This window comes from Neoroseomonas alkaliterrae, from assembly GCF_014199195.1.
Taxonomy (GTDB): domain Bacteria; phylum Pseudomonadota; class Alphaproteobacteria; order Acetobacterales; family Acetobacteraceae; genus Neoroseomonas; species Neoroseomonas alkaliterrae.
In genome coordinates, this window is the sequence record NZ_JACIJE010000006.1 from 228,699 (window position 1) to 254,004 (window position 25,306).

29 protein-coding genes are annotated in these 25,306 nt (G+C 72.7%); 6 read left to right on the top strand and 23 right to left on the bottom strand.

Going from position 1 to position 25,306, the window contains the following annotated elements; translation table 11 throughout:
* Positions 1-23 precede the first annotated feature (23 nt).
* From FHS88_RS12330 to FHS88_RS12365, 8 genes are read right to left on the bottom strand one after another with little or no spacing between them, the layout of a single operon-like run.
* Positions 24-203, bottom strand: coding sequence for a hypothetical protein (locus FHS88_RS12330; RefSeq protein ID WP_184485034.1), 180 nt, complete (start codon positions 201-203; stop codon positions 24-26).
* Complete coding sequence (locus FHS88_RS12335; RefSeq protein ID WP_184485036.1) at positions 203-811, bottom strand: fumarate hydratase C-terminal domain-containing protein; 609 nt, start codon at positions 809-811, stop codon at positions 203-205. Before FHS88_RS12335 ends, FHS88_RS12330 begins: the two co-directional genes overlap by 1 nt.
* A complete protein-coding gene (locus tag FHS88_RS12340) occupies positions 808-1,323 on the bottom strand; it encodes a GNAT family N-acetyltransferase (protein ID WP_184485038.1) in 516 nt (171 codons plus the stop codon). Before FHS88_RS12340 ends, FHS88_RS12335 begins: the two co-directional genes overlap by 4 nt.
* 1 nt (position 1,324) lies before the next feature.
* A complete protein-coding gene (locus FHS88_RS12345; RefSeq protein ID WP_246419852.1) occupies positions 1,325-2,233 on the bottom strand; it encodes a fumarate hydratase in 909 nt (302 codons plus the stop codon).
* A gap of 17 nt (positions 2,234-2,250) precedes the next feature.
* Entirely contained in the window at positions 2,251-2,982 is a 732-nt protein-coding gene (locus tag FHS88_RS12350; protein WP_184485040.1) for a sulfite exporter TauE/SafE family protein, read from the bottom strand.
* Positions 2,972-3,313, bottom strand: a complete 342-nt coding sequence (sdhC, locus tag FHS88_RS12355) for a succinate dehydrogenase, cytochrome b556 subunit (RefSeq protein ID WP_184485042.1) — start codon at positions 3,311-3,313, stop codon at positions 2,972-2,974. The genes FHS88_RS12350 and sdhC overlap by 11 nt, the downstream gene beginning before the upstream one ends.
* On the bottom strand, positions 3,313-3,651 hold the full coding sequence (locus FHS88_RS12360; protein WP_184485044.1) for a succinate dehydrogenase: 339 nt from the start codon (positions 3,649-3,651) through the stop codon (positions 3,313-3,315). The genes sdhC and FHS88_RS12360 overlap by 1 nt, the downstream gene beginning before the upstream one ends.
* A complete protein-coding gene (locus FHS88_RS12365) occupies positions 3,648-4,385 on the bottom strand; it encodes a succinate dehydrogenase/fumarate reductase iron-sulfur subunit (protein WP_184485046.1) in 738 nt (245 codons plus the stop codon). The genes FHS88_RS12360 and FHS88_RS12365 overlap by 4 nt, the downstream gene beginning before the upstream one ends.
* Positions 4,386-4,476: 91 nt before the next feature.
* Between FHS88_RS12365 and FHS88_RS12370 the strand changes: the two genes are divergently transcribed.
* Positions 4,477-6,114 carry a thiamine pyrophosphate-binding protein gene (locus FHS88_RS12370; RefSeq protein WP_184485048.1) on the top strand — a complete coding sequence of 546 codons (1,638 nt, stop codon included), beginning with the start codon at positions 4,477-4,479 and terminating at the stop codon, positions 6,112-6,114.
* Between the two features lie 438 nt (positions 6,115-6,552).
* Positions 6,553-7,194 carry a transglycosylase SLT domain-containing protein gene (locus tag FHS88_RS12375; protein WP_184485050.1) on the top strand — a complete coding sequence of 214 codons (642 nt, stop codon included), beginning with the start codon at positions 6,553-6,555 and terminating at the stop codon, positions 7,192-7,194.
* Here the strand turns inward: FHS88_RS12375 and pcaB are convergent.
* The 13 genes from pcaB to FHS88_RS12440 form a co-directional block, all read right to left on the bottom strand.
* Positions 7,187-8,548: a 3-carboxy-cis,cis-muconate cycloisomerase gene (pcaB, locus tag FHS88_RS12380; RefSeq protein WP_184485052.1), complete on the bottom strand. Its 1,362-nt coding sequence runs from the start codon at positions 8,546-8,548 to the stop codon at positions 7,187-7,189. The two genes, FHS88_RS12375 and pcaB, sit on opposite strands and share 8 nt — an antisense overlap.
* 52 nt (positions 8,549-8,600) lie before the next feature.
* Complete coding sequence (locus FHS88_RS12385; RefSeq protein WP_184485054.1) at positions 8,601-9,713, bottom strand: S-(hydroxymethyl)glutathione dehydrogenase/class III alcohol dehydrogenase; 1,113 nt, start codon at positions 9,711-9,713, stop codon at positions 8,601-8,603.
* A 61-nt stretch (positions 9,714-9,774) separates the two neighbouring features.
* Positions 9,775-11,097, bottom strand: a complete 1,323-nt coding sequence (locus tag FHS88_RS12390; protein WP_184485056.1) for a TRAP transporter large permease — start codon at positions 11,095-11,097, stop codon at positions 9,775-9,777.
* Positions 11,097-11,591: a TRAP transporter small permease gene (locus tag FHS88_RS12395; RefSeq protein WP_184485059.1), complete on the bottom strand. Its 495-nt coding sequence runs from the start codon at positions 11,589-11,591 to the stop codon at positions 11,097-11,099. The genes FHS88_RS12390 and FHS88_RS12395 overlap by 1 nt, the downstream gene beginning before the upstream one ends.
* Before the next feature lie 16 nt (positions 11,592-11,607).
* Positions 11,608-12,654 (bottom strand): TRAP transporter substrate-binding protein, encoded by a 1,047-nt coding sequence (locus FHS88_RS12400; RefSeq protein ID WP_184485061.1) that lies wholly within the window; start codon positions 12,652-12,654, stop codon positions 11,608-11,610.
* 61 nt (positions 12,655-12,715) lie between these two features.
* Entirely contained in the window at positions 12,716-13,336 is a 621-nt protein-coding gene (locus tag FHS88_RS12405) for a 2-dehydro-3-deoxy-6-phosphogalactonate aldolase (RefSeq protein ID WP_184485063.1), read from the bottom strand.
* The gene (locus FHS88_RS12410) at positions 13,333-14,271 is read right to left on the bottom strand and encodes a 2-dehydro-3-deoxygalactonokinase (RefSeq protein ID WP_211842306.1); all 939 of its coding nucleotides are present in this window, start codon (positions 14,269-14,271) and stop codon (positions 13,333-13,335) included. The genes FHS88_RS12405 and FHS88_RS12410 overlap by 4 nt, the downstream gene beginning before the upstream one ends.
* A gap of 69 nt (positions 14,272-14,340) precedes the next feature.
* Entirely contained in the window at positions 14,341-15,057 is a 717-nt protein-coding gene (locus FHS88_RS12415) for a maleate cis-trans isomerase family protein (protein WP_184485065.1), read from the bottom strand.
* Positions 15,057-15,890 (bottom strand): ABC transporter permease, encoded by an 834-nt coding sequence (locus FHS88_RS12420; RefSeq protein WP_184485067.1) that lies wholly within the window; start codon positions 15,888-15,890, stop codon positions 15,057-15,059. The genes FHS88_RS12415 and FHS88_RS12420 overlap by 1 nt, the downstream gene beginning before the upstream one ends.
* Positions 15,880-16,689, bottom strand: a complete 810-nt coding sequence (locus FHS88_RS12425; RefSeq protein ID WP_338146550.1) for an ABC transporter ATP-binding protein — start codon at positions 16,687-16,689, stop codon at positions 15,880-15,882. The genes FHS88_RS12420 and FHS88_RS12425 overlap by 11 nt, the downstream gene beginning before the upstream one ends.
* A gap of 5 nt (positions 16,690-16,694) precedes the next feature.
* Positions 16,695-17,717, bottom strand: coding sequence for an ABC transporter substrate-binding protein (locus FHS88_RS12430; protein WP_184485069.1), 1,023 nt, complete (start codon positions 17,715-17,717; stop codon positions 16,695-16,697).
* 158 nt (positions 17,718-17,875) lie between these two features.
* Entirely contained in the window at positions 17,876-18,526 is a 651-nt protein-coding gene (locus FHS88_RS12435) for a hypothetical protein (RefSeq protein WP_184485071.1), read from the bottom strand.
* Positions 18,527-18,742: 216 nt separating this feature from the next.
* Complete coding sequence (locus FHS88_RS12440) at positions 18,743-19,222, bottom strand: YqhA family protein (RefSeq protein ID WP_184485073.1); 480 nt, start codon at positions 19,220-19,222, stop codon at positions 18,743-18,745.
* An 89-nt stretch (positions 19,223-19,311) separates the two neighbouring features.
* Here FHS88_RS12440 and FHS88_RS12445 point away from each other — a divergent pair, with 89 nt between their 5' ends.
* The 4 genes from FHS88_RS12445 to FHS88_RS12460 are packed head-to-tail and all read left to right on the top strand — an operon-like array spanning position 19,312 to position 22,816.
* Positions 19,312-19,665, top strand: coding sequence for a RidA family protein (locus FHS88_RS12445; RefSeq protein ID WP_184485075.1), 354 nt, complete (start codon positions 19,312-19,314; stop codon positions 19,663-19,665).
* Entirely contained in the window at positions 19,662-20,615 is a 954-nt protein-coding gene (locus tag FHS88_RS21220) for an ion channel (RefSeq protein ID WP_184485077.1), read from the top strand. Before FHS88_RS12445 ends, FHS88_RS21220 begins: the two co-directional genes overlap by 4 nt.
* 59 nt (positions 20,616-20,674) lie before the next feature.
* Positions 20,675-21,667, top strand: coding sequence for an NAD-dependent epimerase/dehydratase family protein (locus tag FHS88_RS12455; RefSeq protein WP_184485079.1), 993 nt, complete (start codon positions 20,675-20,677; stop codon positions 21,665-21,667).
* A gap of 12 nt (positions 21,668-21,679) precedes the next feature.
* Complete coding sequence (locus FHS88_RS12460) at positions 21,680-22,816, top strand: DegT/DnrJ/EryC1/StrS family aminotransferase (protein ID WP_184485081.1); 1,137 nt, start codon at positions 21,680-21,682, stop codon at positions 22,814-22,816.
* A gap of 181 nt (positions 22,817-22,997) precedes the next feature.
* On the opposite strand, the gene FHS88_RS12465 is transcribed toward FHS88_RS12460, so the two are convergent.
* Together FHS88_RS12465 and FHS88_RS12470 are read right to left on the bottom strand one after the other, a co-directional pair.
* Positions 22,998-23,996: an NAD(P)H-dependent flavin oxidoreductase gene (locus FHS88_RS12465; RefSeq protein ID WP_184485083.1), complete on the bottom strand. Its 999-nt coding sequence runs from the start codon at positions 23,994-23,996 to the stop codon at positions 22,998-23,000.
* A gap of 155 nt (positions 23,997-24,151) precedes the next feature.
* On the bottom strand, positions 24,152-25,285 hold the full coding sequence (locus tag FHS88_RS12470) for a glycosyltransferase family 2 protein (RefSeq protein ID WP_184485085.1): 1,134 nt from the start codon (positions 25,283-25,285) through the stop codon (positions 24,152-24,154).
* Positions 25,286-25,306 lie beyond the last annotated feature (21 nt).

Here is a 25,306-nt window from a genome sequence, read left to right on the forward strand (position 1 = left end):
TGGCGCGTTGCGATTGCGTGCGCTCATCGCGGGCCGCGCGGGCTTGATGGAACGCCGCAGTCGCAGCCCCCCGCGGCGGCCGCGGATTCCGGCGCCGTCAGTGCGGCGACATGGCCGCCCGTGGCGAAGAGGCGCGCGGCGGCGATCGCGCCGAGCGGCGGCGGCAGGACCTGCACCAGGACCATGAGCGGCAGGACCAGCATCACGCCGCCCCCAGCTTCTCCAGTACCGCCTGGCGCCGCCGCGCCGCTTCGGCGTTCACGCTGGCGTAGAGGCTGCCGCCGTGGGAATCCATCGCCACCAGCAGCGGCCCGAAGCCCTTGATGCGGAACTTGTAGAGCGATTCAGGATTGAGGTCGTCGAGGTCCACATCCTCCACCGCCTCGATCCAGGTCGTCTCCAGCGCGGCGGCGCCACCCACCACCGCGAGATAGGCGCCGCCGAGGTCGCGGAAGGCCTCCAGCGACCCCTCCCGCAGCCCGCCCTTGCCGATGATGATGCGCACGCCCTCGCGCTCCATCAGCGGGCGGGTGAAGCGCTCCATGCGGTCGGAGGTGGTGGTGCCGACGCAGACCGCCTCGTAGCCCGAATGGTTGGTGCCGGACCGCTCCACCTTGCGCAGGTTCGGCGCGGTGTGGATCACGGCATGGCCGCGCAGGTCGAACTTGGTCCGCCGGCCATGGTCGAACATGTGGATCTGCGTCGCGTCGCGGATGCCGAACAGCACCTCTTCGAGCGTCACCGTATCGCCGATGCGCAGGCGACGGATCTGCTCCTCGGTCGCCGGCATGGACAGCACGTGATGCGTCATGGTGCCTCCTCGGTCGCGGGCCAGCGGCCCTGGGCGGCGGCGGCCAGCCCCTCGCCCTCCAGACGATAGAAGATCCGGCCCGCCGGGGCGATCCCGAGCGAGGCATAGAAGGCGCGGGCGCGCGCATTCGCCGGTTCGGTCGTCCAGTCCACCCGCGTGTAGCCCTGCACGGCGGCGAAGCGCATCGCCTCGGTCATCAGCGCCCGGGCCGTGCCGGTGCGCCGCGCCGCCTCGGCGACGAAGAGGTCCTTCAGCAGCAGCCCCCAGGTGAAGTCGAAGGCCGGGAAGAAGCCCGAGAGTGAAACGAGCCCCGCCGGTGCGCCGTTGAGCCGCGCGAGCAGGCAGAACGGCCCCGCCCGCCCGGCCGGCGTGCTCAGGGCCTCGGCCGCCGCACCGATGGTCGCGGCATCGGTGCGCTCGCCGTAGAAGCGGCCCATCTCGGCCAGCAGCGCCGCGAGCGCCACGCGGTCGCGCGGCCCGGCCTCGGCGATGGTGATGCCGCGCCCACCCACCTCAGAAGCCGATGCGGATGCCGTCCGGCGTGAAGGTGGCGCTGGCGCGCCGGGCCGAATGGCACTGGATGTTCACCGCCACGGGATTCATGGTGATGTGCGTCGCCGCCGTCTCGACATGCACGGCGAAGGCGGTGGAATCCCCGCCCAGGCCCTGCGGGCCGATGCCGAGGCTGTTGACCGCCTCGGTCAGCTCGGCTTCCAGCTTCGCGCCCTCGGCATCGGCGCAGCGCGTGCCGAGCGGCCGTGTCGCCGCGACCTTGGCCAGATGCATGCAGAGATCGGAGGTGCCGCCGATGCCCACGCCGACGATGGTCGGCGGGCAGACCTTGCCGCCGGCCTGGATCACGCGGTCCACCACGAAGCGCTTGACCGCCGCCACGCCATCGGCCGGGACCAGCATCTGCAGGAATGAGCCGTTCTCGGAGCCCGAGCCCTTCGGGATCATCTCGAGGCGCAGCTCGCGCTCGGCATCGGTGAAGTCGATATTGATCACGGGCACGCGTTCCCCGCAGGAGGTGTGCTCGTTCTTCCGCGTGATCGGGTGAACGACCGATGAACGCAGCGGATGCTCGCGCGTGGCCCGCGCCGTCCCGCGCGCGATCGCCTCCTTCAGCGCCCAGCCATCCACCTGCACGTTGCGCCCGATCAGCACGTTGAAGATCGGGATGCCGGTGTCCTGGCAGAGCAGGTTGTCCATCCGCTCCGCCACGCCGATGTTCTCGATCATGGTGGCGAGGATGGTCTTCGCGGTCGCGTCGGTCTCGGCGCCGTCGAGGCGGGCGAAACCCTCCTTGATGTCGTCGGGCAGCACCTTGCAGGCGCGGATGTAGAGCAGCTTCGCCGCTTCCTCGACCGCCTCTGGCTCGATGCGCAGGGGTTCGACCCCGGGCTTCGTCATCAGCGTCATCGCACCTTGTCCTCCCGTCAGATCAGCAGCGAGATGCCCGAGACGAGCAGCAGCCCCAGCAATACCACGCGGAAGCCCTGGGCGGGCAGCACCCTGTAGGCGCGCAGACCGAGCCAGGTGCCGAGCACCAGCGCCGGCGTGGCAAGCGCGGTCAGCACCAGCGCCTCGACGGTGAAGAAGCCCGCAAGGCCGAGCCCTGCCGCCGTGATTGCCTGCATGAACACGATGAAGGGCTGCATGAAGGCGCGCGCGCGGTCCTTGGGCCAGCCCTGGATGTCCGCCCACATCGCCGGCAGCGCGCCAACGAAGCCGCCGATGCCGCCGAGGATGCCCGAGGCGAAGCCCACGGCGCCATCCGCCGCGCGGCTGCCGCCGACCTCCGGCGGGGCCATGCGCAGCGCGATGCGCGCCAGCATGTAGCCGGAATAGAGCACGAGCAGCGCGCCGACGCCCGCGACGATCAGCGCCGCCGGCCCCTTCGCCAGCACGAGGATGCCGACCGGAATGCCCGCCACCGCCACCGCGAGGAAGAAGCGCATGCGCGGCCATTCGATGTGCTTCCACAGCATCGGCAGGCTCATGCCCTGCGATATCAGGCTGCCGAGGACCAGCACCGGCGCCGTCAGCACCGGCGAGACGACATGCAGCAGCATGGAGGCGGCCACCAGCACGAAGGCGAAGCCCGCCATGCCGGAGCAGAAGCCGGCGAGGAAGCAGGCGCCCGCGACGAGCGCCGCCTCAGACCACATTGAGCAGGAAGGCGAGGCCGGCCAGCAGCGCGATGCCGGCCGAGGCCGCCACCAGGTCCTTCTGCCTGGACCGCCAGCCGAGGAACTCGAGCGCCAGCACGCGCAGCCCGCCCGCCAGATGCGCCGCGAGAAGCACGACGAGGACGGTCTCGGCCGCCTTGACCAGCGGGTTGTCCGCCCAGCGCAGGAACCCCTCGAGCCGCGCCTCGCCCGTAATGGCGGTGCCGAGGACCCAGAAATGCAGCGGCAGGAACAGCGCGAGCAGCAGCCCCGACACGCGGTGGACCACGAAGGCGAGATAGGTCGGGTGGGAACGCGGCCGCAGGTCCATCACGCATAGAGCCCGATGGCGGCGCGGATGCCGAAGGCCGCGGTCAGCAGGCCGATCGCGACCCAGGCGAGATCCGCCCCGCGCCCGCGCAGGCCGAGCGTCTCGGCAGCGATGGCGCGCAGCCCGATCGCGCCGTGCAGCCCGGCCGCCAGCGCGAAGACGCAGTAGAAGGCGAGCCAGCCCTCGCTGCCGCGGGTGCGGGCGAGGATCTCGGCCGCGGTGAGGCCGCCGCGCACGGCGATGACGATGGTGACGAGATGCACCGTCACGGCGATGGCGAGCAGCATCGCCGTCACGCGCTGCACCACCCACAGATGCGTCTGGCCGCGCGCGCTCATCGCCGCCCGAACAGCGTGTCCCAGAACAGCGTGCGCTTCAGCCCCGCGATCGCCGAGGAGGGATCGAGGCCCTTGGGGCAGCGTTCCGTGCAGGATTGCGTGGAATGGCAGGAATGGCAGCCGGCATCGCCCGCCACCGCGTCGAGCCTCTCGGCCCGCGCCCCGTCGCGCACGTCGTTCACCAGCGTCCAGGCGCGGTTGAGCGCGGCCGGGCCGAGATAGTCGGGGTTCCAGGCCACCACGTCGCAGGAGGCGTAGCAGACGCCGCAGCCGATGCACTCGATGCCGGCATCGGCCTCCCTTCGCGCCCTGGAGGCCGGCGGCACCACGGCGAAATCCTCGGGCACCGCGCCGTCCGGGGCCTCGCGCGGCTCGAACCGGCCGCGCGCGCGGCGCCACTTCTCGAAGAAGGGCGTGAGGTCGGCCGCGAGGTCGCGGATCACCGGCAGGTTGGCGAGCGGGCGCAGTTCCAGCGCGCCATCGGGCCCGACCACCTTGCGCACATGCGTCCGGCAGGTCCAGCGCGCCCGCCCGTTCACCGTCATGGCGCAGGAGCCGCACATGCCGACGCGGCAGGCGAAGCGATAGGCAAGGGAGGGATCGAGCTCGCGCTGGATGTGCGTGACCACGTCGAGCACGGTCTGGTTCTCGCGCGCGGGCACCTCGAAGCGCGCGAGCGCGCCATCCGCGCCGCCGCGCCACACGCTGACCTTCAGGCTGGCCGGCTCGGCCATGCGCTTCTCCCCTGGACGCGCCCGAGACTACCGGCGCTGGACAGGCTGTCCAGCCCGTGGCGAGGTGCGGGCCATCCCGCAGGAGGAACCCATGGCAGAGACGATCCGCGGCGCGGACATCCTGGTGCAGGCGCTGAAGGCGGCGGGCGTCAGCCGCGTCTTCAGCCTGTCCGGCAACCACATCATGCCGGTCTATGACGCGCTGCTGGGCTCGGGCATCGCCATCATCCACACGCGGCACGAGGCGGCGGCCGTCCACATGGCCGATGCCTGGGCGCGGCTGAGCGGCGAGGTCGGCGTGGCGCTGGTCACCGGCGGGCAGGGGCACACCAACGCGGTCGCCGCGCTGCCGACGGCGCTCGCCGGCGAGGTGCCGGTGCTGCTGCTCTCGGGCCATGCGCCGCTTTCCGAACTCGGCCTCGGCGCCTTCCAGGAACTCGAACAGGCGCGCATGGCCGAGCCGCTCTGCAAGAAGGCCCTCACCGCCGCCGCGCCGGAGACGCTCGCGCAGGAGGTCGCGGCCGCGATCCGCCTCGCGCGGTCGGGGCGGCCGGGGCCGGTGCATCTCTCCCTGCCGACCGACGTGCTCGAGGCGCGCATCGCCCCGCCCAGCATCCGCGGCCCCGCCGCCTACGCGCCCGTGCCGATGCCGCTCGCGCCCGAGAGCGCGTCGGCCATCGCCGCCGCCATCGCGCAGGCGGAGCGGCCGGTGCTGATCGTCCCGCCCGCGCTCTGCACGCCCGCCGGACGCGCGCTGGCGGCGCGGCTCTCTGCGCGCTGCGGCCTGCCGGTGGTGCCGATGGAAAGCCCGCGCGGGCTCGCCGATCCCTCGCTCGGCGCCTATGCGCAGGCGCTGGGGGAGGCGGACCTGGTCGTGCTGCTCGGCAAGGCGCTCGACTTCACACTGCGATTCGGCCGCGCGCCCGCCATTCCCGGCGCGGCGCGCTTCGTCGTGGTCGAGCCCGATGCGGCGCTGCTCGCGCGCGCGGCGCGCGCCCTGGGCGATCGGCTGGCGCTCTCGGCGCTGGCCGGGGCGGCAGAGGCCGTGGCCGCGCTCGGCGCCGAGGATGCCCCGCTGGTCCCGCACCGCAACGCCGACTGGGCGGCGCGGCTCGCGGGCGCCATCGCCTTCCGCCCGCCGGCCTGGGAGGGGCTGGCCGGCGCGCCCGAGGGGCCGATCCATCCGGCCACGCTGTGCCACGCGCTGCGGCCCTGGCTCGCCGGGCCGGATGCGGTGCTGGTGAGCGACGGCGGGGAGATCGGGCAATGGGCGCAGGCCATACTCGCCGCCCCGGCGCGCATCATCAACGGCGTGGCGGGCGCGATCGGGCCGGCCATTCCCTTCGCCATGGCCGCGCGCTGCGCGCGGCCCGAGGCGCGCATCCTCGCGGTGATGGGCGACGGCACCTTCGGCTTCCACATGGCCGAGTTCGACACCGCGCATCGGCACGGCCTGCCCTTCGTCGCGGTGGTCGGCAACGATGCGCGCTGGAATGCCGAGCACCAGATCCAGCTCCGCGAATACGGCGCGGGCCGCGCCCATGGCTGCGAACTCGCGCCCGGCACGCGCTACGACCTCGTCGCCGCGGCGCTCGGCGCGCATGGGGAATTCGTCACCCGCGCGGCGGACCTCGCCCCGGCGCTGGAGCGCGCCTTCGCCAGCGGCAAGCCGGCCTGCGTGAACGTGGTGATCGAGGGCCAGCCCGCACCGGCGATCCGGATGGGCTGAGGCGGCGTCTGGCCTCAGGGGGGGCGGGCGGGGCGCGTGAAGATGCCCCGCCCGTGTCCCTCGGCGCGAATGGGCGGGCTGGATGTCATGCGGCCGCCAAAACTTCAATCAAGAAAAGTATCGAATATTATAGGCCGCATAAGAATCTGAGTATCTCCTGTCCAGGAGACTGAAAAACAACTTTGACAAAATCCTGCCATATTCCGGCTGACTGAGGGGTGATTGCGGGTCTTCGGGCGGAGGATTTGCCTGTCGGCCCATCCTGTGCTTTGAGGCGCGCCCATGACGACCGCGAATGGATTGCCGGCCTCCCCCCGCCGGCGACATCTTGCGGCGCCCCCGCGCGCATTGCGGCGGGGCGTCCGTTCAACCCGGCTCCGCCTGCGCCGCCTCTGGACCCGCCTCCGCCGCGGCGCGCGCCGGCGCGTCCCGCTGCGCGTGGCCGCGCTCGCGGGCCTTCTCGCCTTCGGGACCGTCGCCTGCGCCCAGGCGGAGGCGCCGGCGCCCGTCAACGCCGCCGCCACCGCCGCGGCCGAGCCGGACGAGGGCCTTTCCCCCCGCACCGCCTGCCTCGAGGCGGCCCGCCTCGCCGAGCGCAAGCACGGCCTGCCCGAGGGCCTGCTCGTCGGCATCGCGCTGAACGAGAGCGGCCTGCACGCCCATGCGCTGAACATCGCCGGCCGCGCCTACTACCCGGACAGCCGGGAGGAGGCGCGCCGCCTGCTCCGCAGCACGCGCGCGGGCTATGTCATGGCGGGCTGCGTGCAGGTGAACGCCCGGGTGCATGCGCGTGGCGGCGAGACCTGGCCGCTCGACCCCTGGCGCGCGACCGACTGGGCCGCGGGCTACCTGCGCCAGCACTACGACACCTACGGCGATTGGGGCATGGCGGTGGTGCGCTGGCATGGCGGGAATCCGCGCATGATGACGCGCCTCGTCTGCCGCGTGCGCAGCAAGATCGAGGTCGTCGCGCCCGACAGCGGCATCTTCGCCGAACGCTGCCGCGGCACCGCCGCGCAGATGGCCCGCTTCCGCGAGAACGGCCGGGCCCTGCTCGAACTGGCCGAGGCCGCTAACTGATCCCCATGGACCGCGCGCGCGCCAGCACGCGGTCCGTGAAGGCCCCCGCGCTGCCGAGATAGGCCGCGGGATCGGTCATCCGCGCGATCGCCGCGGCATCGAGCCGGGCGGAGACGCGCGGATCGCGCAGCAGCGCCTCGGTCAGGCCGATGCCCTCGGCGATGGCGAGGTCGCAGGCGTCGTTGACGATGTGATGCGCCTCGCCGCGGCCGAAGACCGGGGCGAGGCCCATCATCACCGCCTCGGACACGATCAGCCCCTGCGTGGCATCGAGGTTGCGCCGCATGCGCGCGGCATCCACCACCAGCCCCTCGGCGAGGAAGCGCGCCTGCGCCACCGCGCCATGGGCGAGCAGGAAGGCCTGCGGCAGCGCCAGCAGCTCGGCCTGCCAGGGGCCGGTGCCGCGCTCGAAATCCTGTGCCATGGCCGCGAGCATCTGCGGCACCAGCGCATGCACGCCGCGCGACTGCGAGAGGATGTATTCGCAGGCGATCGGGTTGCGCTTCTGCGGCATGGTGGAGGAGCCGCCGCGGCCGCGCACATGCGGTTCGCTGACCTCGGCGACCTCGTTCTGCATCATCAGCATCACGTCGGTCGCGATCTTCGAGAGCGCGCCGCACAGGATGCCGAGCCAGCAGGCGGCCTCGGCGAGGCCGTCGCGCGCGACATGCCAGGGAATGTCCGCTTCCGCGAGATCGAGTTCCTTCGCCAGTTCCCGCGTGACGGCCAGGCCCTGATCCCCGAGCGAGGCGAGCGTCCCCGCCGCGCCGCCGAAGGACAGGCGCAGCGCGCGTTCCCGCACGCGCGGCAGCGCATCCAGCGAGGCCAGCAGCGGCGAGAGCCACACCGCGACCTTGTAGCCGAAGGTCACGGGGAGCGCGTGCTGGAGATGCGTGCGCCCGGCCATCACCGTGTCGCGGTGCGCCTCGGCCATGCGTGCGAGCGCGGCGCAGGTCGCGCGCAGGTCGGCCTCGATCAGCGCGAGCCCGTCGCGGACCTGCAGCACCAGGCCGGTGTCCATGATGTCCTGGGTCGTCGCGCCCCAATGCGTCCAGCGCCCGGCATCCGGGCCGGCGAGGGCGCTCAGCTGCTTCACCAGCGCGACGACGGGATAGCCGGTGTTGCGCGTCGCCGCCGCCATCGCCGCGCGGTCGAGCCGGGTGGCATCGGCCGCCGCGGTGATGGCGGCGGCCGCCTCGGCCGGGATGATGGACAGCCGCGCCTGCGCGCGCGCGAGCGCCGCCTCCACGTCCAGCATGCGCTGGAGGAAGGCGTCCTCGCCCATGGCCGCGCGCATCGCATCGGTGCCGTAGAGCGCGCCGAGCACGGCGCCGTCGGCGGGATTCACGGGCATGGCATCACCTCTCGCATGTCGGCGCGGAGGAAAGCCCGGCCCGTGGCCTCGATCAATAGACGATCACCGAGCGGATGGACTTGCCCTCGTGCATCAGGTCGAAGGCGGTGTTGATCTGATCGAGCGGCATGGTGTGGGTGATCAGGCTGTCGATCTCGATCTTGCCGTCCATGTACCAGTCCACGATCCTCGGCACGTCGGTGCGCCCGCGCGCGCCGCCGAAGGCGGTGCCCTTCCAGACGCGGCCGGTCACGAGCTGGAAGGGGCGGGTGGCGATCTCCTGCCCCGATGCCGCGACGCCGATGATGATGCTCTCGCCCCAGCCGCGATGGGCCGATTCCAGCGCCTGGCGCATCAGGGTGACATTGCCCACGCATTCGAAGGTGAAGTCCGCCCCGCCATCGGTCAGGTCCTGGATCGCCTGCACCACCTTGTCGCGGCCGACGGCATCGGGGTTGACGAAATGCGTCATGCCGAACTTCCGCGCCATCGCCTCCCGCGCGGGGTTGATGTCCACGCCGATGATGCGGTCCGCGCCCACCATCCGCGCGCCCTGGATCACGTTGAGCCCGATGCCGCCGAGGCCGAACACCGCGACATTCGCCCCGGGCCAGACCTTGGCGGTGTTGATCACGGCGCCGATGCCCGTCGTCACGCCGCAGCCGATGTAGCAGATCTTGTCGAAGGGCGCGTCCTGCCGGACCTTCGCCAGCGCGATCTCGGGCAGCACGGTGAAGTTCGCGAAGGTCGAGCAGCCCATGTAGTGGAACACCGTCCCCTGGTCGCAGGAGAAGCGGGAGGTGCCGTCCGGCATCACGCCCTTGCCCTGCGTGGCGCGGATCGCGGTGCAGAGGTTCGACCGGCGCGACAGGCAGGTTTTGCACTGCCGGCATTCCGGCGTGTAGAGCGGGATGACGTGATCGCCCGGCTTCAGCGTGGTGACGCCCGCGCCCACCTCGCGCACGATGCCCGCGCCCTCATGGCCGAGGATCGCGGGGAAGATCCCTTCCGGGTCGGCGCCGGAGAGCGTGTAGGCATCGGTGTGGCACACGCCCGTGGCCTTCACCTCCACCAGCACCTCGCCCGCCCTGGGGCCCTCGATCTCGATGGTCTCGATGCTCAGCGGGGCGCCTGCTTTCCAGGCGACGGCGGCGCGGGTCTTCATGCGGCGGGACTCCGTGAACGGGGGCGGCAGGATGGTCCGCGGGCCTGCCTCCGCGCAACCGTCAGCCCAGGGCGCGCACCAGCGCGAGCGACAGCCACGGAAAGGCCACGCAGACCGCGAGCCGCAGAAGGTCCGTCGCCACGAAGGGCAGCACCCCGCGATAGGTCGCCATGATCGGCACGTCGCGCGCGAGGCCGCTGACCACGAACACGTTCAGCCCCACCGGCGGCGCCGTCAGCCCGATGCCGACCGTGATCAGCACCAGGATGCCGAACCAGATCGCCGTCTCCTCCGTCGTCAGGCCGAATTCGAGCGCCGTGATGACGGGAAAGAACACCGGCAGGGTCAGCAGCATCATCGCGAGCTCGTCCATCACCGCGCCGAGGACGAGATAGACCACGAGGAAGGCGACCAGCACGCCATAGGGCGGGAAGCCCTGCTCGCTCACCCACAGCGCCAGCAGCGCGGGCGCCTGGCTCAGCGCGAGGAAGGCGTTGAACACCTCGGCCCCGAGCAGGATGACGAAGATCATCGCGGTGGTCTCCGCGGTCGCCTTCAGGCTCTCGATCACATGGCGCGGGCGCAGCGTCCGCCGCGCGAGCCCGACGAGCAGCGTCGCGATGCAGCCCACCCCCGCGCTCTCGGTGGGCGTGAAGACGCCGCCATAGATGCCGCCGACCACCACCACCGCGATGGCGAGCACCGGGATGACGTTGCGCAGCGCCTGCCGCCGCTCCGCCGCCGGCACGCGCGGCCCCGCCGGGCAGAGCGCGGGCCTTGCGCGCACCATCAGCCCGATCGCCGCGACATAGAAGGCGACGGCCAGGACCGCGGGGAGCAGCGCCGCCATGAACAGCCGCGCGATGTTCTGCTCGGTGCTGATGGCATAGACGACGAGGATGACCGAGGGCGGCACCAGGATGCCGAGCACGCCGCCCACCGCCACCGTGCCGGTCGCGAAGCCCGCCGCCGTGCCGTAGCGGCGCAGCTCGGGCAGCGCGGCGCGGCCCATCGTCGCGGTGGTCGCGACGGAGGAGCCGCACACCGCCCCGAAGCCCGCGCTGGCCCCGATCACCGCCATGGCGAGCCCGCCGCGCCGGTGGCCCACCAGCGCATGGGCCGCCGTGAAAAGGTCCCGCGCCAGGCCGCCGCGCTCGGCCAGCGCGCCCATCAGGATGAAGAGCGGGATGACGGTCAGCGTGTAGTTCGCGAAGAGGAAGAAGGGCGTCGTCTTGAGGTAGGCGAGCAGCCGCGTCGCATCCACGATGTGCGCGTATCCCGCCGCGCCGACGAGAAGCATCGCGAGCCCGACCGGGCAGCGCAGCGCGAGCAGCAGCAGCAGCGCCGCGAAGCCCGCGGCGGCGAGGACGAACTCCTCGGCCATCAGCCGCGGTCCCTGAGCAGCCGCCCGCCCCAGTGGAGCGCCGCGAGCCCGGTGGCCGCGAAGCCCAGGGCGCCGAGGCCGATCGCCCACCACAGCGGCAGGCCAAGCAGGCCGATCGTGGCGGTGCGGTTGGCCAGCGCCTCGGCGGCGCCCACCGCCATGCGCTCGGCCAGCACCAGCGCCACGACGCCCCACAGCAGGGACCACAGGCCGTCCATCCTGCGCGTCACCCGCCGCGGCAGCCGCGCGGTGAAACTGTCCACCATGATGTTCGCGCGCATCAGCGTCCCGTAGGCGAGGAAGCCAAGCACCGCGAGCCCGCCGCCGAGCTGCACCATCTCGACATCGCCGGTCACCGGGCCGGCGCCCGCCCAGCGCAGCAGCACCGAGGCGGTGGTCAGCAGCGCGACGCCGAGCAGCGCAACGCCCCCCGCCAGAGCAAGGACGGTGGCGAGCCGCGCGACGGCGCCGCGCGGCGGTCCGGCCCCGGTCATGGCCCGCGCCGCGCCGTCAGGCGACGCCCTGGCCGTAGCGGGCGATCAGCGCGCGCGCCTCCTCGACCAGCGCGCCGCCATCCACCCCGCGCTCGCGCAGCTGGGCGATCCAGGCCTGCACCACCGGCGCGCAGGCGGCCTGCCAGCGGGCCTTCTCCTCCGCGGTGATCTCGGTGATGGCGTTGCCGCGGCGGCGGACGATCTCCTCCACCTTCGGGCCTTCCTCGTCCCACACCTTCGCCGCCATTTCCGCCGCCACCGCGCCGGAATTGGCGTCCAGCACGCGCCGCAGCTCGGCCGGCAGGCCCTCGTAGCGCGCCTTGTTCATCGCCAGCACGAAGGAGGCGACGTAGAAGGTCGGGCTGCCGGGGATGCCGACATGGTTGCGCACCATCTCGTGCAGGCGGATCGCCGGGACCACCTCCCACGGCACCACCGCCCCGTCGATCACGCCCTGGGAGAGCGCCTCGGGCACCTGCGGGATGGGCAGGCCGATCGCGGTCGCGCCGAGCGCGCGCAGCGCCTCGCCGGCCTGGCGCGTCGGGAAGCGCAGCTTGAGCCCGCGCAGGTCCTCCATCGTCCGCACCTCGCGCCGCGCATGGATCAGGCCGTGGTCGTGCGCCCAGGCGGTGATCATGTGCGTCTCGCCGAACTCGGCGCGCATGTGGCGGTCGAACAGCTCCCAGGTCACGCGCGCATTCACGCTCGCGCGCTTGTGCGCGAGGAAGGGCAGCTCGATCACCTCGATGCGCGGGAAGCGGCCGGGCGTGTTGCCGGGCAGCGTCCAGACGATGTCGGCGACACCGTCCTTCGCCTGGTCGTAGAGCTGGGGCGGCGCGCCGCCGAGCTGCATGGAGGGGAAGATCTGCACCCGCAGCCGTCCGCCCGATTCCTCGCGCAGCTTGTTCGCCCAGGGCACCAGGAAGTGGCGATGGACGTTGGAGACGGCCGGCAGGAAGTGGTGCAGCCGCAGCGTCACCTCTTGCGCGGCGGCGCGGCGCGAGGCGAGCATCGCCGGCATGGCGAGCGCCGTGGCGGTCAGCAGCAGGCGGCGTGACGGCATCGGTTCCTCCCCTCCCTCTCGTGAAGCCCTGGCGGGATACGACGCCGGGCGCCGCGCCGGATCAAGCGAAACCGACCGCCTCGCGCAGGGCGCGGGCCCTCGCGGCGACCGCCTCGGCGGAATCGCCCGGCCGGTAGAGCGCGGAGCCGACGCCGAACCCGGCCGCCCCGGCCGCCTTCCAGGCCGGGATGGTTTGCGCCGACATCCCGCCCACCGGCAGGATCGCCGTGCCCTTCGGCAGCACCGCGAGCAGCGCCCGGACGACCGAAGGCGAGGCCATCTCGGCCGGGAAGAGCTTGAGCGCATCCGCCCCCGCGCCGAGCAGCGCGAAGGCCTCGGCGGGCGAGAGGAAGCCGGGGCAGGCGATCAGCCCGCGCGCCCGCGCGGCGAGCACCAGCGCCGGGTCGGCATGCGGCGTGACCATCAGCCGCCCGCCCGCGCGCACCACGCCCGCGATCTCCTCCTCGGTCGTCACGGTGCCGGCGCCGATCAGCGCGCGATCCCCGAAGGCGGCCGCGAGGCGGCGGATGCTCTCGAAGGGTCGCGGGGAGTTGAGCGGCACCTCGATGACATTGAGCCCCTCGGCGAGCAGCGCCGCGCCGACGGCCTCCGCCTCCTCGGGGCGGATGCCGCGCAGGATGGCGACGATGGGGCAGGCGTCGAGCCAGGGGGCGAGGCTCACCGGAGCCGCTCCGCCGCGAGGAACAGGCCCCGCGCCGCGGCATGGGCGGGCGCGGTGCGGTGCGGCACGCCGAAGGCGTCGAGCGCCTCGCCGTAGCGCGCGGTGAGGCTTTCCGCGCCGATCAGGACGACCGGCGGCGCGACGCCCTCCTCGAGCGCGGCGGCGACCTCGTGCCCGATCAGCAGGCCCGAGAGGCAGGAGGCGGCCTCGGCCTCCTCCATCTCGTCGAACAGCGCGGCGGCGCGCAGGCCGAAGAGGTGGTGCAGCAGCCCGCCGCCCTGCCTGGCGCGCGCGAGCCCGCGGGCGAAGCCGCCGGGATGGTGGGGCGCGCGGATGTCCATCATGCGCGCGAGGATCGTATGGCCCGCCAGCGCCGCGAAGGCCTCCCCCGTCAGATGCGTGCGGAAGCCGAGCACCGCGTCCCCCTTCACCTGCGCCCATTTCGAATGGCTGCCGGGCAGGCAGACGGTCGCCTCCTGCGGGCCGATCGCCGCGGCGGCGCCGAGGATCTGCGTCTCCTCCCCGCGCATCACCTCCGGCACGCCATGGGCGTCGCGGCAGGACAGGCCGGGCAGCACGCGCACCTCGGCGGCCGCGAAGGGCGCGGGAACGGCGGCGGCGGCAAGGCCATCGAGGCCGGCGGGGCAGGGGAGATAGGGCGCCTCCACCCAGCCCTGCCGGCTGCCCACCATGCCCGAGAGCAGCACGCGCCGCTCCCCCGCCGCGATCCAGTCGCCCGCGATCTCCTCGAGCATCGCGGCGAAGCCTCCCGGCTCGACCGTCAGGATGCCGCGCGGGAGGCAGCGCGTGCCGCCCAGCGCCCCGTCCGGCCCGATGCGATAGGCCCGGAGGCTCGAAGTGCCCCAGTCAACGCCGATCATGACGCCCTTCCTCTCGCGGCGCGCCGCGCCGTTGTCGTATCCCGGGAGGAACATCAACCCCGGGTTTCATGCGCTGCCTACAGACCTGTCCGGCGCTTGTCCATGCCGGGGGCGGCGGCCCGTTCAGCCAAGCCGCGCGAGCGGGCCAAGGGCCGGAACGCGCGCCGGCTCGGCGCCTGCGGCGCGCAGCGCCCCCCACAAAGCGAGCGCGACCGAATCGAGCACCGGCACATCCGTCACCGCGGCGGCGGCATCGAGGCCGCGGAAGTTGGTGCAGTGCACGGCGATGGCATCGCAGCCCTCGGCGGCGACCTCGCGCACCAGCCGCGTCACCAGCGCGGGCGGATGGCCGGCGAAGGAGAAGTTGCCGGGATCCTCGAGGTGGCGCTCGGCCGCGGGTTCGAAGCCCTCGGCGCGGAGATTGGCGAGGATCGCCGCCTGCACGCTCGACAGATAGGGCGTCACGAGGCCGACCCGCCGCGCCCCGAGCGCGCGCAGCGCCGCGTGCAGCGCGAGGGTGGCGGTGGTGGCCGGGATGCCCGTCGCCGCCGTGATGGCCGCGCAGAGCGCGCGGTCGGCCGCCGCGCCGAGCCAGGCGCCCGAGGTGCCGTTCCAGCAGATCGCATGGACCTTCGCATCGGCCAGCATCTCCGCCGCGGCGAGCATCGGCGCGATGTCGAACTGCCCGGTCGAGCCGCCCTCGAGGGTGATGGAGAGCACGCGCAGGCGCTGGAAATGCGCGGTGATGCCCTCGGTGCCCGCGAGCAGCCGCGCCGTGGACGGCTCCAGCACGGTGTTCGAGGACGGGGTGAGCATCCCGAGCCGGACCGCGGCTGCCATCAGCCCCCCGTCGCGAGCCGCGGGTCGTTCTGTCCGCGCGTCGCCCAGCCGGTGGTGCGCTCCTCGATCGTCACCGCCACCCAGTACATCGCCACCCCCATCACGCCGGTGACGATCAGCCCGGCGAAGACCAGCGGCACGTCGAAGCGGGAGGAGGCGACCAGCATCAGGTGGCCGATCCCCTCGTTCGCCGCCACCGTCTCGCTGATGATGGAGCCGACGAAGGCGACGGTGATCGCGACCTTCAGCGAGGCGAAGAAATACGGCATCGAGCGCGGCAGGCCGACCTTGGCGATGATGTCGCGCTGGCTCGCGCCGAGGGCGCGCAGCACGTCGCGCAGTTCGGGCTCCACCGTGGCGATGCCGGTCGCGACATTCACCACGATCGGGAAGAAGGAGATCAGGAAGGCGGTCAGCACGGCCGGCCAGAACCCCGCGCCGAACCAGATCACCAGGATCGGCACCACCGCGACCTTGGGCACCGAGTTGAAGGCGATCAGCAGCGGATAGAGCCCGCGATAGACCAGCACCGAACTGCCGATCGCGACGCCGAGCAGCAGCCCGAACACCACCGCGAGGAGGAAGCCGATCACGGTCGTGAGCAGCGTCGCCCAGGCGTTGGAGAGGAGGGGCTGCCACCAGCGGACCATGCTCTCGGCGATCACGCTCGGCGCGGGCAGGATGAAGGGCTCGATACCGAAGAGGCGCACCGCTGCTTCCCAGACCAGGAACATCCCCGCGATCACGAGCCAGGGCAGGGCGTTCTCCAGCCGGCGGCGGCGGCGGGCGGCCTCGGCCAGCGCCTCGGCGGAACGCGCGGCGCTAGGGCGCATCGCTCGCCTCCACCGCGCGGCGGGCGTCGCTGATGCGGTCGCGCAGCTCGTGGACGATGGCCTGGAAGCCGGCCTCGTAGGTGAGGTCGAGGCGGCGCGGCCGCGGATAGGGCACGCGGCGCTCGGCGATGATGCGCCCGGGCCGGGCGGACATGATCAGCACGCGGTCCGAGAGATAGACCGCCTCCTTCAGGTCGTGCGTCACCAGCACCACGGTCGGCTTCTTCGCCAGCCACACATCCTGCAGCACGTCCCACAGATCCTCGCGCGTGAAGACGTCGAGCGCGCCGAAGGGCTCGTCGAGCATCAGCAGCCGCGGGTCGTGCACCAGCGCCCGGCAGAGCGAGGCGCGCTGCTGCATGCCCCCCGAGAGCTGCCAGGGGAACTTCGCCTCGAACCCCTCGAGGCCGACGAGCCTGAGCAGCGCTCGGGCGTGCCGCTCGTAGCTGCCGCGCTTGGCGCGCAGCTCGCGGCGGTGCGGCTGCACGACCTCGAGCGGCAGCATCACGTTGTCGAGGATGCTGCGCCAGGGCAGCAGCGTCGGGTTCTGGAAGGCCATGCCGGCGATGGAGAGCGGGCCCGCGACCTCCCGCCCGTCCACGATCACCGTGCCCTCGGTGGGCGGCCAGAGGCCGGTGACGAGGCGCATCAGCGTGGACTTGCCGCAGCCCGAGGGGCCGACCACGGCGACGAACTCGCCCTCGGCGACATCGAGGCTGGTGCCGCTGAGCGCCAGCGTGCCCTCGACGCCGCCATAGCGCATGGCGACGCCGTCGATCTGCAGGAACGGCGCCGCCACCGGGCTCAGATCCGCCGGGCGGCCGCGGGCGGCAGGAAGTCCGGCGTGTAGATCTGCGCGGCCTGCAGCCGCGGCTGGAGGTTGTAGGCCTCCTCCACCGCGCGGATGGCGGCCTGCAGCCGGGCCGGGTCCACGGCGGAGATGCCGTTGGCGCGGACATTGTCGGTCATGATGACGCGCTCGACATTCATCTCGTGCCGCTCGCGCTCCAGCGCCACGTCGGTCAGCGGCTCGACGCGGCGGAGCACGTCGAGCATCTCCTGCCCGTTGCGCACGCCCTCGACGAAGGCGCGCATCAGCGCCGCGGTCACGCCGCGCACGGCGGCGGGGTTGGCCTCGAGAAAGCGGCGGGTGGTCAGGATCGCCCCGCCATAGAGGTTCAGCCCGTGGTCGTAGTACATCATCACGCGCTGCTGGTTGTGGGGCAGCCCGATGCCCTTGAGCGCGAGCGCCGAGGTGGTCACGAAGCCGGTCACGCCGTCGGCCTCGCGCCGGACCAGCATCGGCTCCCGCAGCGCGGGCGTGACCGAGATGAAGGTGACCTTCGAGGCGTCGATCCCCGCCGCCTTGGCGAAGGCGGGAAAGAGCTGGCGGCCGGCGTCGAAGTCCGGCGCGGCGAGGCGCCGCCCCTCGAGATCCTTCGGCGTGCGGATCGGCCCGTCGGCGCGCACGATGGCGCAGAGCGGGCTGCGGTCGTGCATGATCGCGACCGCGACGATGCCGCGATCGGGGTTCTCGGCCATGAAGCGGATGGCGGGGTTCAGGTCGGCATAGCCCATGTCGTAGGAGCCGCCGGCCAGCGCCACCGGCACGCCGCCCGAGCCCTGGCCGCGGTCCACCGTCACCTCGAGGCCGGCCTCGCGGAAATAGCCCTTCTCGCGCGCCACCAGGGCGAAGGCGTTGGGCGACTGGAAGGCCCAGTCGAGGGTGAGGCGCACCCGCGCGGCCTGGGCGCGGGCGAGGCCGGGTGCCGCGAGCACGCCGCCCGCCGCGAGAAGGGCTGCGCGACGCGAGAAGCCGAGGACCATGGTGATGTCTCCCTGACGGCCGGGCGGACCGGCCCGGATGCTCTGTGCGGCATCACGGGCCTGTCACGCAAGGCGCGCGGCGGGGCCAGGGGCGGGAAACCGCGCTGCGCGGGCGGGCGATGCCCGCCGAATGGGCAGGTGCCGGCGCCGGGCGCGCCTCAGGGCGGCACCATGAAGGCCGAGGCCGCGCAGGCGCGGGCGAGCAGGGACCGCATCGCCGGGTTGGCATGCCCCTCATGGGCGGTCAGCGCGTCCATCGGGCAGAAGTATTCGTGCGGGTGCGGCACCTGATGGCGGGCGAAGCCGTCATACTGCTCGCGCTGCAGGCCGTAGAGCACGCGCAGGTCGCGCACCGGCACCGTCAGCGCGGCGACCGGCTCGGCGGCCAGGAAGGGGATGATGCGCCAGCGCGGCGTCGGGTCATTGGCCTGCAGCGGGGCGAGCAGCCAGGGCAGCGGGCAATGGGCCAGCAGCGCGACCGTCGAGGGGGCGAAGCGCGAGCGCTTGTCGAGCAGGTTCTGGTAGGTCGAGCAGGCCTCGATGCAGAGGATGTCGGCATAGGGATCCTCCGCGGTGCCGCCGAAATGCAGCCAGAGCCCGTCGGGGATGGTGCGCATGCGGTCCGAGCCGGGGATCTTCAGATAGGGCTGCGCGACCGGCTCCCCGTCCGAGGGGCGGCCGCGCAGCCAGGCGCCCTCCGCCCCGAGGCTGGCCGTGCCCGGGGGGCGTTGCGGCCAGGTCTTGAGGCGGTCGCGGACCAGGGTGTCGAGACGCTCGGGACGACGTGCGAAACGGCGGAGCTCGCTCATGAGAGGAATTCACGGACCTTGTTATCAACCTAAACGCGAAAATATCGCGAGCTTGACGCCGGGCAAGCGGAATCCCGGTCCTTGGGACGCTCAATGGTTGATTTGACGAAAAGTAAACGCGCGCCATGGAAATGAACGCGGCGCGCTTTTTGACCGGATCTCAGCAGTGCGGTCCAAACCCCTGCCGGGGCGTGATTCCGCCGCGCCGAGCCCGGCTCAGGCCTTGCTCTCCGGCTTGCCGCCCGCCGCGATCCGGTCGGTCAGCGCGAGGATCAGCGCGCCCACCAGGAAGACGCAGTGCAGCCCCACCGCCCAGGCGAGCGTCCGGTCGGAATAGCCATCCGCGCGCAGGAACATCTGCAGGAGCTGGATCGAGGAGATCGCCACGATCGAGCCCGCGAGCTTCACCTTGAGGTTCCCCGGGTCGAGCTTGCGGATCCAGCCCATCCCCTGCGCCTTGCCCTGCTCCCCGAAGGGCGAGACGAGGCTGTCCCAGGAGGCGAGGATCACCATCACCACCAGCGCCGCCACCAGGGTCCAGTCGAGCAGGTGCAGCAGGTCGAGCAGCGCCTGGTCCTCGGGCGCGCTCAGGATGCCGGTGCCGAACTTCCACAGCTTGGCCAGGAAGCGCACCGCGAAGAAGCCGAGCGCGACGACGAGGCCGAGCAGGAACACCGCCGCGATCCAGCGGCTCATGAGAATGAGGTTGGCGAGAATCGGCCGCATGGGATGAACCTCCGCGGGCATGCTTATGGCCGAACGCGCGACCGGAGGGGAGTGAACCGATGGACATCCGACGCATCGCCGAGGAGGAGCGCCTCTCGGGCGCTGTCGTCTCCGGCGGCTTCATCTGGCTCGCGGGACAGGTCGCCGACGATGCGAGCCTCGATGCCGAGGGCCAGACCGCCGACATCCTGCGCCAGATCGACGCCCTGCTGGCCGAGGCCGGCACCGACAAGCGCGCGCTACTCAGCGTAACCGTGGTGCTCGCCGACATCCGCGACGCGCCGGCGATGAACCGCGCCTGGGATGCCTGGCTCGACCGCGGCCACAAGCCCGCGCGCATGACGATCGAGGCCCCGCTCGTGGATCCCGCCTGGCGGGTCGAGATCACCGGCGTGGCCCGCGCCCCCGCGTGAACGCGCCGCCCGAACCCTACCGCCCGCCCGAGGGCTGGCTGCGCTCGGTGCTGATGACCTTCGGCTTCGGCCTGCTGGTCGCCGGCGGCGTCGCGGATGAGGGCACGGTCTTTCCCTTCCTCGTCATCGGCGTCGCCGCCCTCGGCGTCGGCACACTCTACCTGCTGTTCCCGCACGGGCTGCACTTCGCCTTCGGCGCGAGCGCGGGCTTCGCCGTCTATGCCTGCCTCTTCGCGGTGATGGGGCGCGCCGCCTTCCCCGAGGCGCCGGGCTGGGCGCGCGCACCCGCCTTCCTGCTGCCGGTCGCGGCCTTCCTGGTCGCGATATGGCGGCGGCGACGATCGCTGCGCCTGGTCGCCGAGGCCGAGCGGCCCTTCGACCTCGTGCACCTGCCGCGCATGGCGCGCTGGCTGGTCCCGGTGTGGTCGGTCGGCGCGCTCTGCCTCGCCCTGCCGGTGAACCGCCTGCCGCCGCCCGAGCAGGCGGTCGCGCTGCTGGCGGCGATGGGGGTGATCTCCGTCGTCGTCGCGGCCTCGGTCGGCGGCGTTGTGCGGCTGCTGACGGACATGGCGCTGCTGACCGAGGAGCTCGCCTCCCGCGCCTCGCGGCTGCTGGTGCCGGTCGTCGCCTTCCTCGCCATGTATGCGATGCTGGTCGTGGCCTTCGCCTGCTTCTACCGCATCGCCCAGGGGCTTTCGGTCGTGCCGCTCTTCGCCGGGCCGCAGGGGCCGGTGCCGCTGCGCTTCCCCGATGCGCTCTATTTCAGCCTCGTCACCCAGGCGACGGTGGGCTACGGCGACGTCACGCCGCATGACGAGGGCATCCGGCTGCTGGCTTCGGTGCAGGTCATCGCCGGCCAGGTGCTGCTGCTCTTCGGCTTCGCCGAGATCATGCGCACGCGCCGCGTGACGGGCGGGGAGCCGCGCCGCCGCGAACCCGCCGGGGACTAGGCTGGTTTCGGCCGCAATCCTGCCCGATGCTGGCATGCAGGCGAGAGGAAGTGGCTGCGATGGCGGGACAGGCTGACTGGCGCGGGCGGCGCGTTCTGGTGACCGGGGGCGCGGGCTTCCTCGGCTCGAACCTCTGCCATGCGCTGGCCGGGCTCGGCGCGCGCGTCACCGCCCTCGATGCCATGGTGCCCGATGGCGGCGCCTCCCCGCGCAACCTCGAAGGGGCGGGCGTGCTGCTGGTGCGCGGGGACATCCGCGACACCGAGCTGCATTCGCTCTGCGAGGGCGTGGACGTGCTGTTCAACATGGCCGCGCAGACCTCCCACATGGGCGGGCAGAAGGATCCGGTGGCCGACATCGCCATCAACGCGGTGGCCCAGGTGCGCCTGATCGGCGTGATGCGCGAGGTGGCGCCGAAGGCGACGGTGGTGCACGCCTCCACCCGCCAGTTCTACGGCCGCCCGCGCAGCCTTCCGGTGGACGAGCTGCATCCCGTCAACCCGCCCGATGCCAACGGCGTCTCCAAATGGGCGGGCGAGCAGTACTGGCTGCTCGAGAACCGCGTGCATGGCCGCCCCGTGGTCTCGCTGCGCCTGACCAATTGCTACGGGCCGCGGCTGCGCATCAAGGATGCGCGCCAGACCTTCCTCGGCATCTGGATCCGCCGCGTGCTCGAAGGGGAGCCCTTCGAGGTCTGGGGCGGGGAACAGCTGCGCGACCTGACCTATGCCGATGACGTGACCGCGGCCTTCCTCCTCGCCGCCGAGCGCGCCGCCGAACCCGCGCTCGCGGGCCAGGTGTTCAACATCGGCGGCAGCCCGCCGACCTCGCTGCTCGAGCTCGCGCAGCGGCTGATCGCCGCCAATGACGGGCAGGGCTCCTTCGTGACGAAGGCGTTCCCGGCCGACCGCGCGCCGATCGACATCGGCTCCTACGCCGCCGATGACCGCGCCTTCCGCGCCGCCACCGGCTGGGCGCCGAAGGTGGACCTCGACGAGGGCTTGCGACGCTCCCTCGCGTGGTATCGTCCCCGCCTCGCCGACTACCTGTAAGGCCCGAAGCCCATGAATGCCCCGACGCTCGCGATGATTCCCCAGGCCGATCCCGGCGCCGGCTACCGCGCCCAGAAGGCCGAGATCGACGCCGCCGTGCAGCGCGCGCTCGAGTCCGGCTGGTACATCCTCGGCCGCGAGGGTGCAGCCTTCGAGCAGGAATTCGCCGCCTGGCTCGGCGCCGGCCAGCACGCCGTGGGCTGCGCCAACGGCACCGACGCCATCGCGCTGATCCTGCGCGGCCTCGGCATCGGGCCGGGGATGACGGTTGTCACCGTTTCCCACACCGCGGTCGCCACCGTCGCGGCGATCGAGATGGTGGGCGCGACGCCGCTGCTGCTCGACATCGACCCCGACACCTACACCATGGACCCGGACGAGCTCGTCTCGGTGCTCGACCATCCGCCGCCGGGTCTGCCGCCGATCAAGGCGGTGATTCCGGTGCACCTCTACGGCCAGGCCTGCGACCTCGTGCCCATGCTCGCCGCCTGCGCCGCCAGGGGCATCCCGCTGATCGAGGATTGCGCGCAATGCCACGGCGCCACGCTCGACGGGCGGAAGCTCGGCACGCTCGGCACGGCGGCGGCCTTCAGCCTCTATCCCACCAAGAATCTCGGCGCGCTCGGCGATGGCGGCGTGCTGGCCACCGCGGATGCGGACCTCGCCGGGCGCATCGGCGCCATCCGGCAATACGGCTGGAAGGAGCGCTACATCAGCGCCATGGTCGGGGTGAACTCGCGCCTCGACGAGGTGCAGGCGGCGATCCTGCGGGTGAAGCTGACCGCGCTCGATGCCGGCAATGCCCGCCGCCGGGCCATCGCGGCGGCCTATGACGCGGCGCTCGCCGGCGGGCCCATCGCCCCGCCCGCGCGCCGGCCCGGCGCGGAGCATGTCTTCCACCAGTATGTGCTGCGCTGCGAGGGCCGCGCCGCCGTGCAGGCCGCGCTGAAGGCGCAGGGCGTCGGCACCGGCATCCACTATCCCGTGCCGGTGCATCTGCAGCCCGCCTATCGCGACCGCACGCCGCTCGGCCCCGCCGGCTGCGCCGAGACGGCGCGCGCGGCGGAGGAAGTGCTCAGCCTGCCCATGTATCCGGAACTGACGGACGCGCAGGTGGAGCGGATCTGCGCCGCGCTGCGCGGGTTGTAGCCTGCGCGGCGGGGGAGGGCGCTGCCCTCCCCCGGGCCCCCACCCGCCAAAGGCCGAAGGGCCTTTGGGAACCGATACGTGGTCGGGAGTTTCGGGGGGGGGGGTTGGTCGCGCGCGTGAACTCCCGTGAGTCGCCTCTCAGAAGAGCCGGATTAAGGGAGGCGGCGCCCCCTCCGCCGCCTCACGCCGCCGCGCGCCGCCCCCAATTCGCGTTGACGAGCGGCGAGCCGGCCGCGAGCCGCTGCCGCGCCGCCGCATACTCCGCGGCGAGCCGGTCCACCAGCGCCGCGGCCGGCACCACCGCGTCCACGCCGCCCACCGACTGCCCCGCGCCCCAGATGTCCTTCCACTTCCGCTTGCGGTCGGTGCCGAAATTCATCTGCGACCCTTCCAGCCCCGCGAGGTTGTCGGGATCGAGCCCCGCATTGCGCAGGGAGGGCTTCAGGTAGTTGCCGTGCACGCCGGTGATGAGGTTGGTGTAGACGATGTCCTCGGCGCTGCACTCGACGATCATGCGCTTGTACTCGTCCACCGCGCGCGCCTCCTCCGTCGCGATGAAGGCGCTGCCCATGTAGGCGAAGTCCGCGCCCATCGCCTCGGCGGCGAGGATGGAGCGCCCATGCGCGATCGCGCCCGAGAGCGCGATCGGCCCGTCGAACCAGGCGCGCGTCTCCTGCAGCAGGGCGAAGGGGGATTGCGCGCCGGCATGCCCGCCCGCGCCGGCGGCCACCAGCACGAGGCCGTCCGCCCCCTTCTCGATCGCCTTGTGCGCGAAGGTCTGGTTGATCACGTCGTGGATGACGTGGCCGCCATAGCCGTGGATCGCCTCGTTCACCTCCGGCCGCGCGCCGAGGCTCGTGATGATCAGCGGCACCCTGTGCTTCACGCAGAGGGCGAGGTCCTGCTCCAGCCGGTCGTTGGTGCGGTGGACGATCAGGTTGATCGCGAAGGGGGCGGCCGGCCGGTCGGGATGCGTGGCGTCATGCGCGGCGAGCCGCTCCCTGATCTCGGCCAGCCATTCGTCGAGCTGCTCGGCCGGGCGCGCGTTCAGCGAGGGCATCGAGCCGATGACGCCCGAGGTGCACTGCGCCACCACGAGGTCCGGCACGCTGACGATGAACAGCGGCGATCCGATCAGGGGCAGCCGCAGGCGGCCCTTCAGGCTCTCGAGCAGGGTCATGGCGGTTCCTCGCGACGCGTTTCGGCAAGCCTTGCCGGAACCGTGCGGCTTGTCGAGGCCCGCCCGACCGATCGGTCAGGCGGCGCCGTCCGGCCCCCGCACCAGCCGGATCGCGGCGGCGAGGGCGCGGAAACCCGCCGCCTGCGCCGCGCCGATCATGGCCGCGGGCCGCTCCGCCCCCGCGCCCGCGCGATGGCGCGGCGCAGCGGCAGGGCGCGGGTCCAGGCCCAGCGGACCGGGCGCAACATGGTGCGCTGCCAGGCCGCGACCTCCCGGATCTCCTCGAGCGCCCGCCGCATGACGAGGGCCGTGTCGTCCTGATCGGCCGCCCGACGCTCCAGCGCCAGGAGAGCCGTCTCGAGCCGTCTCTCGAGGATGGCGATCCGCGCCTCGGACGCGCGACGGCTCTCCTCGATCGCCTGCAGCACCGCCTGCAGCGCGCCGATGGCCTCCGGCCTGCCGGCGAGCGATGCCCGCAGCAGCCCGTTGCGCAGGCCAAGATGCTGCTCCTTCCGGTCCGGGCCGGCGGCGATGGAGTTCGCGGCCGCCCCGTCCGTGCCGGGGACGCGATGGTGGTAGGCGGCGAGAAGCCGGTCCACGAAGCCGATGTCGCCGAGCAGAAGCAGCCGGTAGTTGAACTCGAGGTCGCTGACGAATGTCAGCGCGTCGTTCAGCGGGCCGATGGCCGCGAGCGCGGCGCGCCGGAACACCAACGCGATCGGTGGGATCTGGAGGTCCACCAGGGCGCGCCGGAGATCGACCGTGCCGCGGTGATGCGGCCAGAGATGGCGCCGCACCTCCCGCGGTCCGTCCGGCGTCAGGCGTTCCTCGATCAGCGTGCAGCCCGTGGTGACGCCGACGAAGCCGCGGTGCTCGGGCGCAGCGAGGAACGCCACCGTGGCTTCGAGGAAGCCTGGTTCCCAGGAATCGTCGTCGTCGTGCACGGCGACGAGCTCCTCCCTGGCAAGAGCAAGCCCGGCATTGGCGCTGCCAGCAATGCCGGCGGGCTCCGCAAGCCGGATCATGGTGACCCTCCCGGCGAGGCGGGCCTCGCGGGCCGCGAGCGCGGCCTCCACCGGCGCGACGGGGCCGCCGTCGTTGACGAGGTAGAGATGCCAGTCCCTCCAGGCCTGCGCGCAGACGCTGTCCAGCGCACGGCCCAGGAACTCTGGACGGTCGCGCGTGCGCATGACGATCGCGACGCTTCCGGGCGATCCGGCCGGCGGCATGTCGGCGATCGGCGTCGCCGGATAGAGCAGCGGTCGCGGCGTGGCCTGTCCCGTCGTCATGGCGCGACCATCGGGGATATC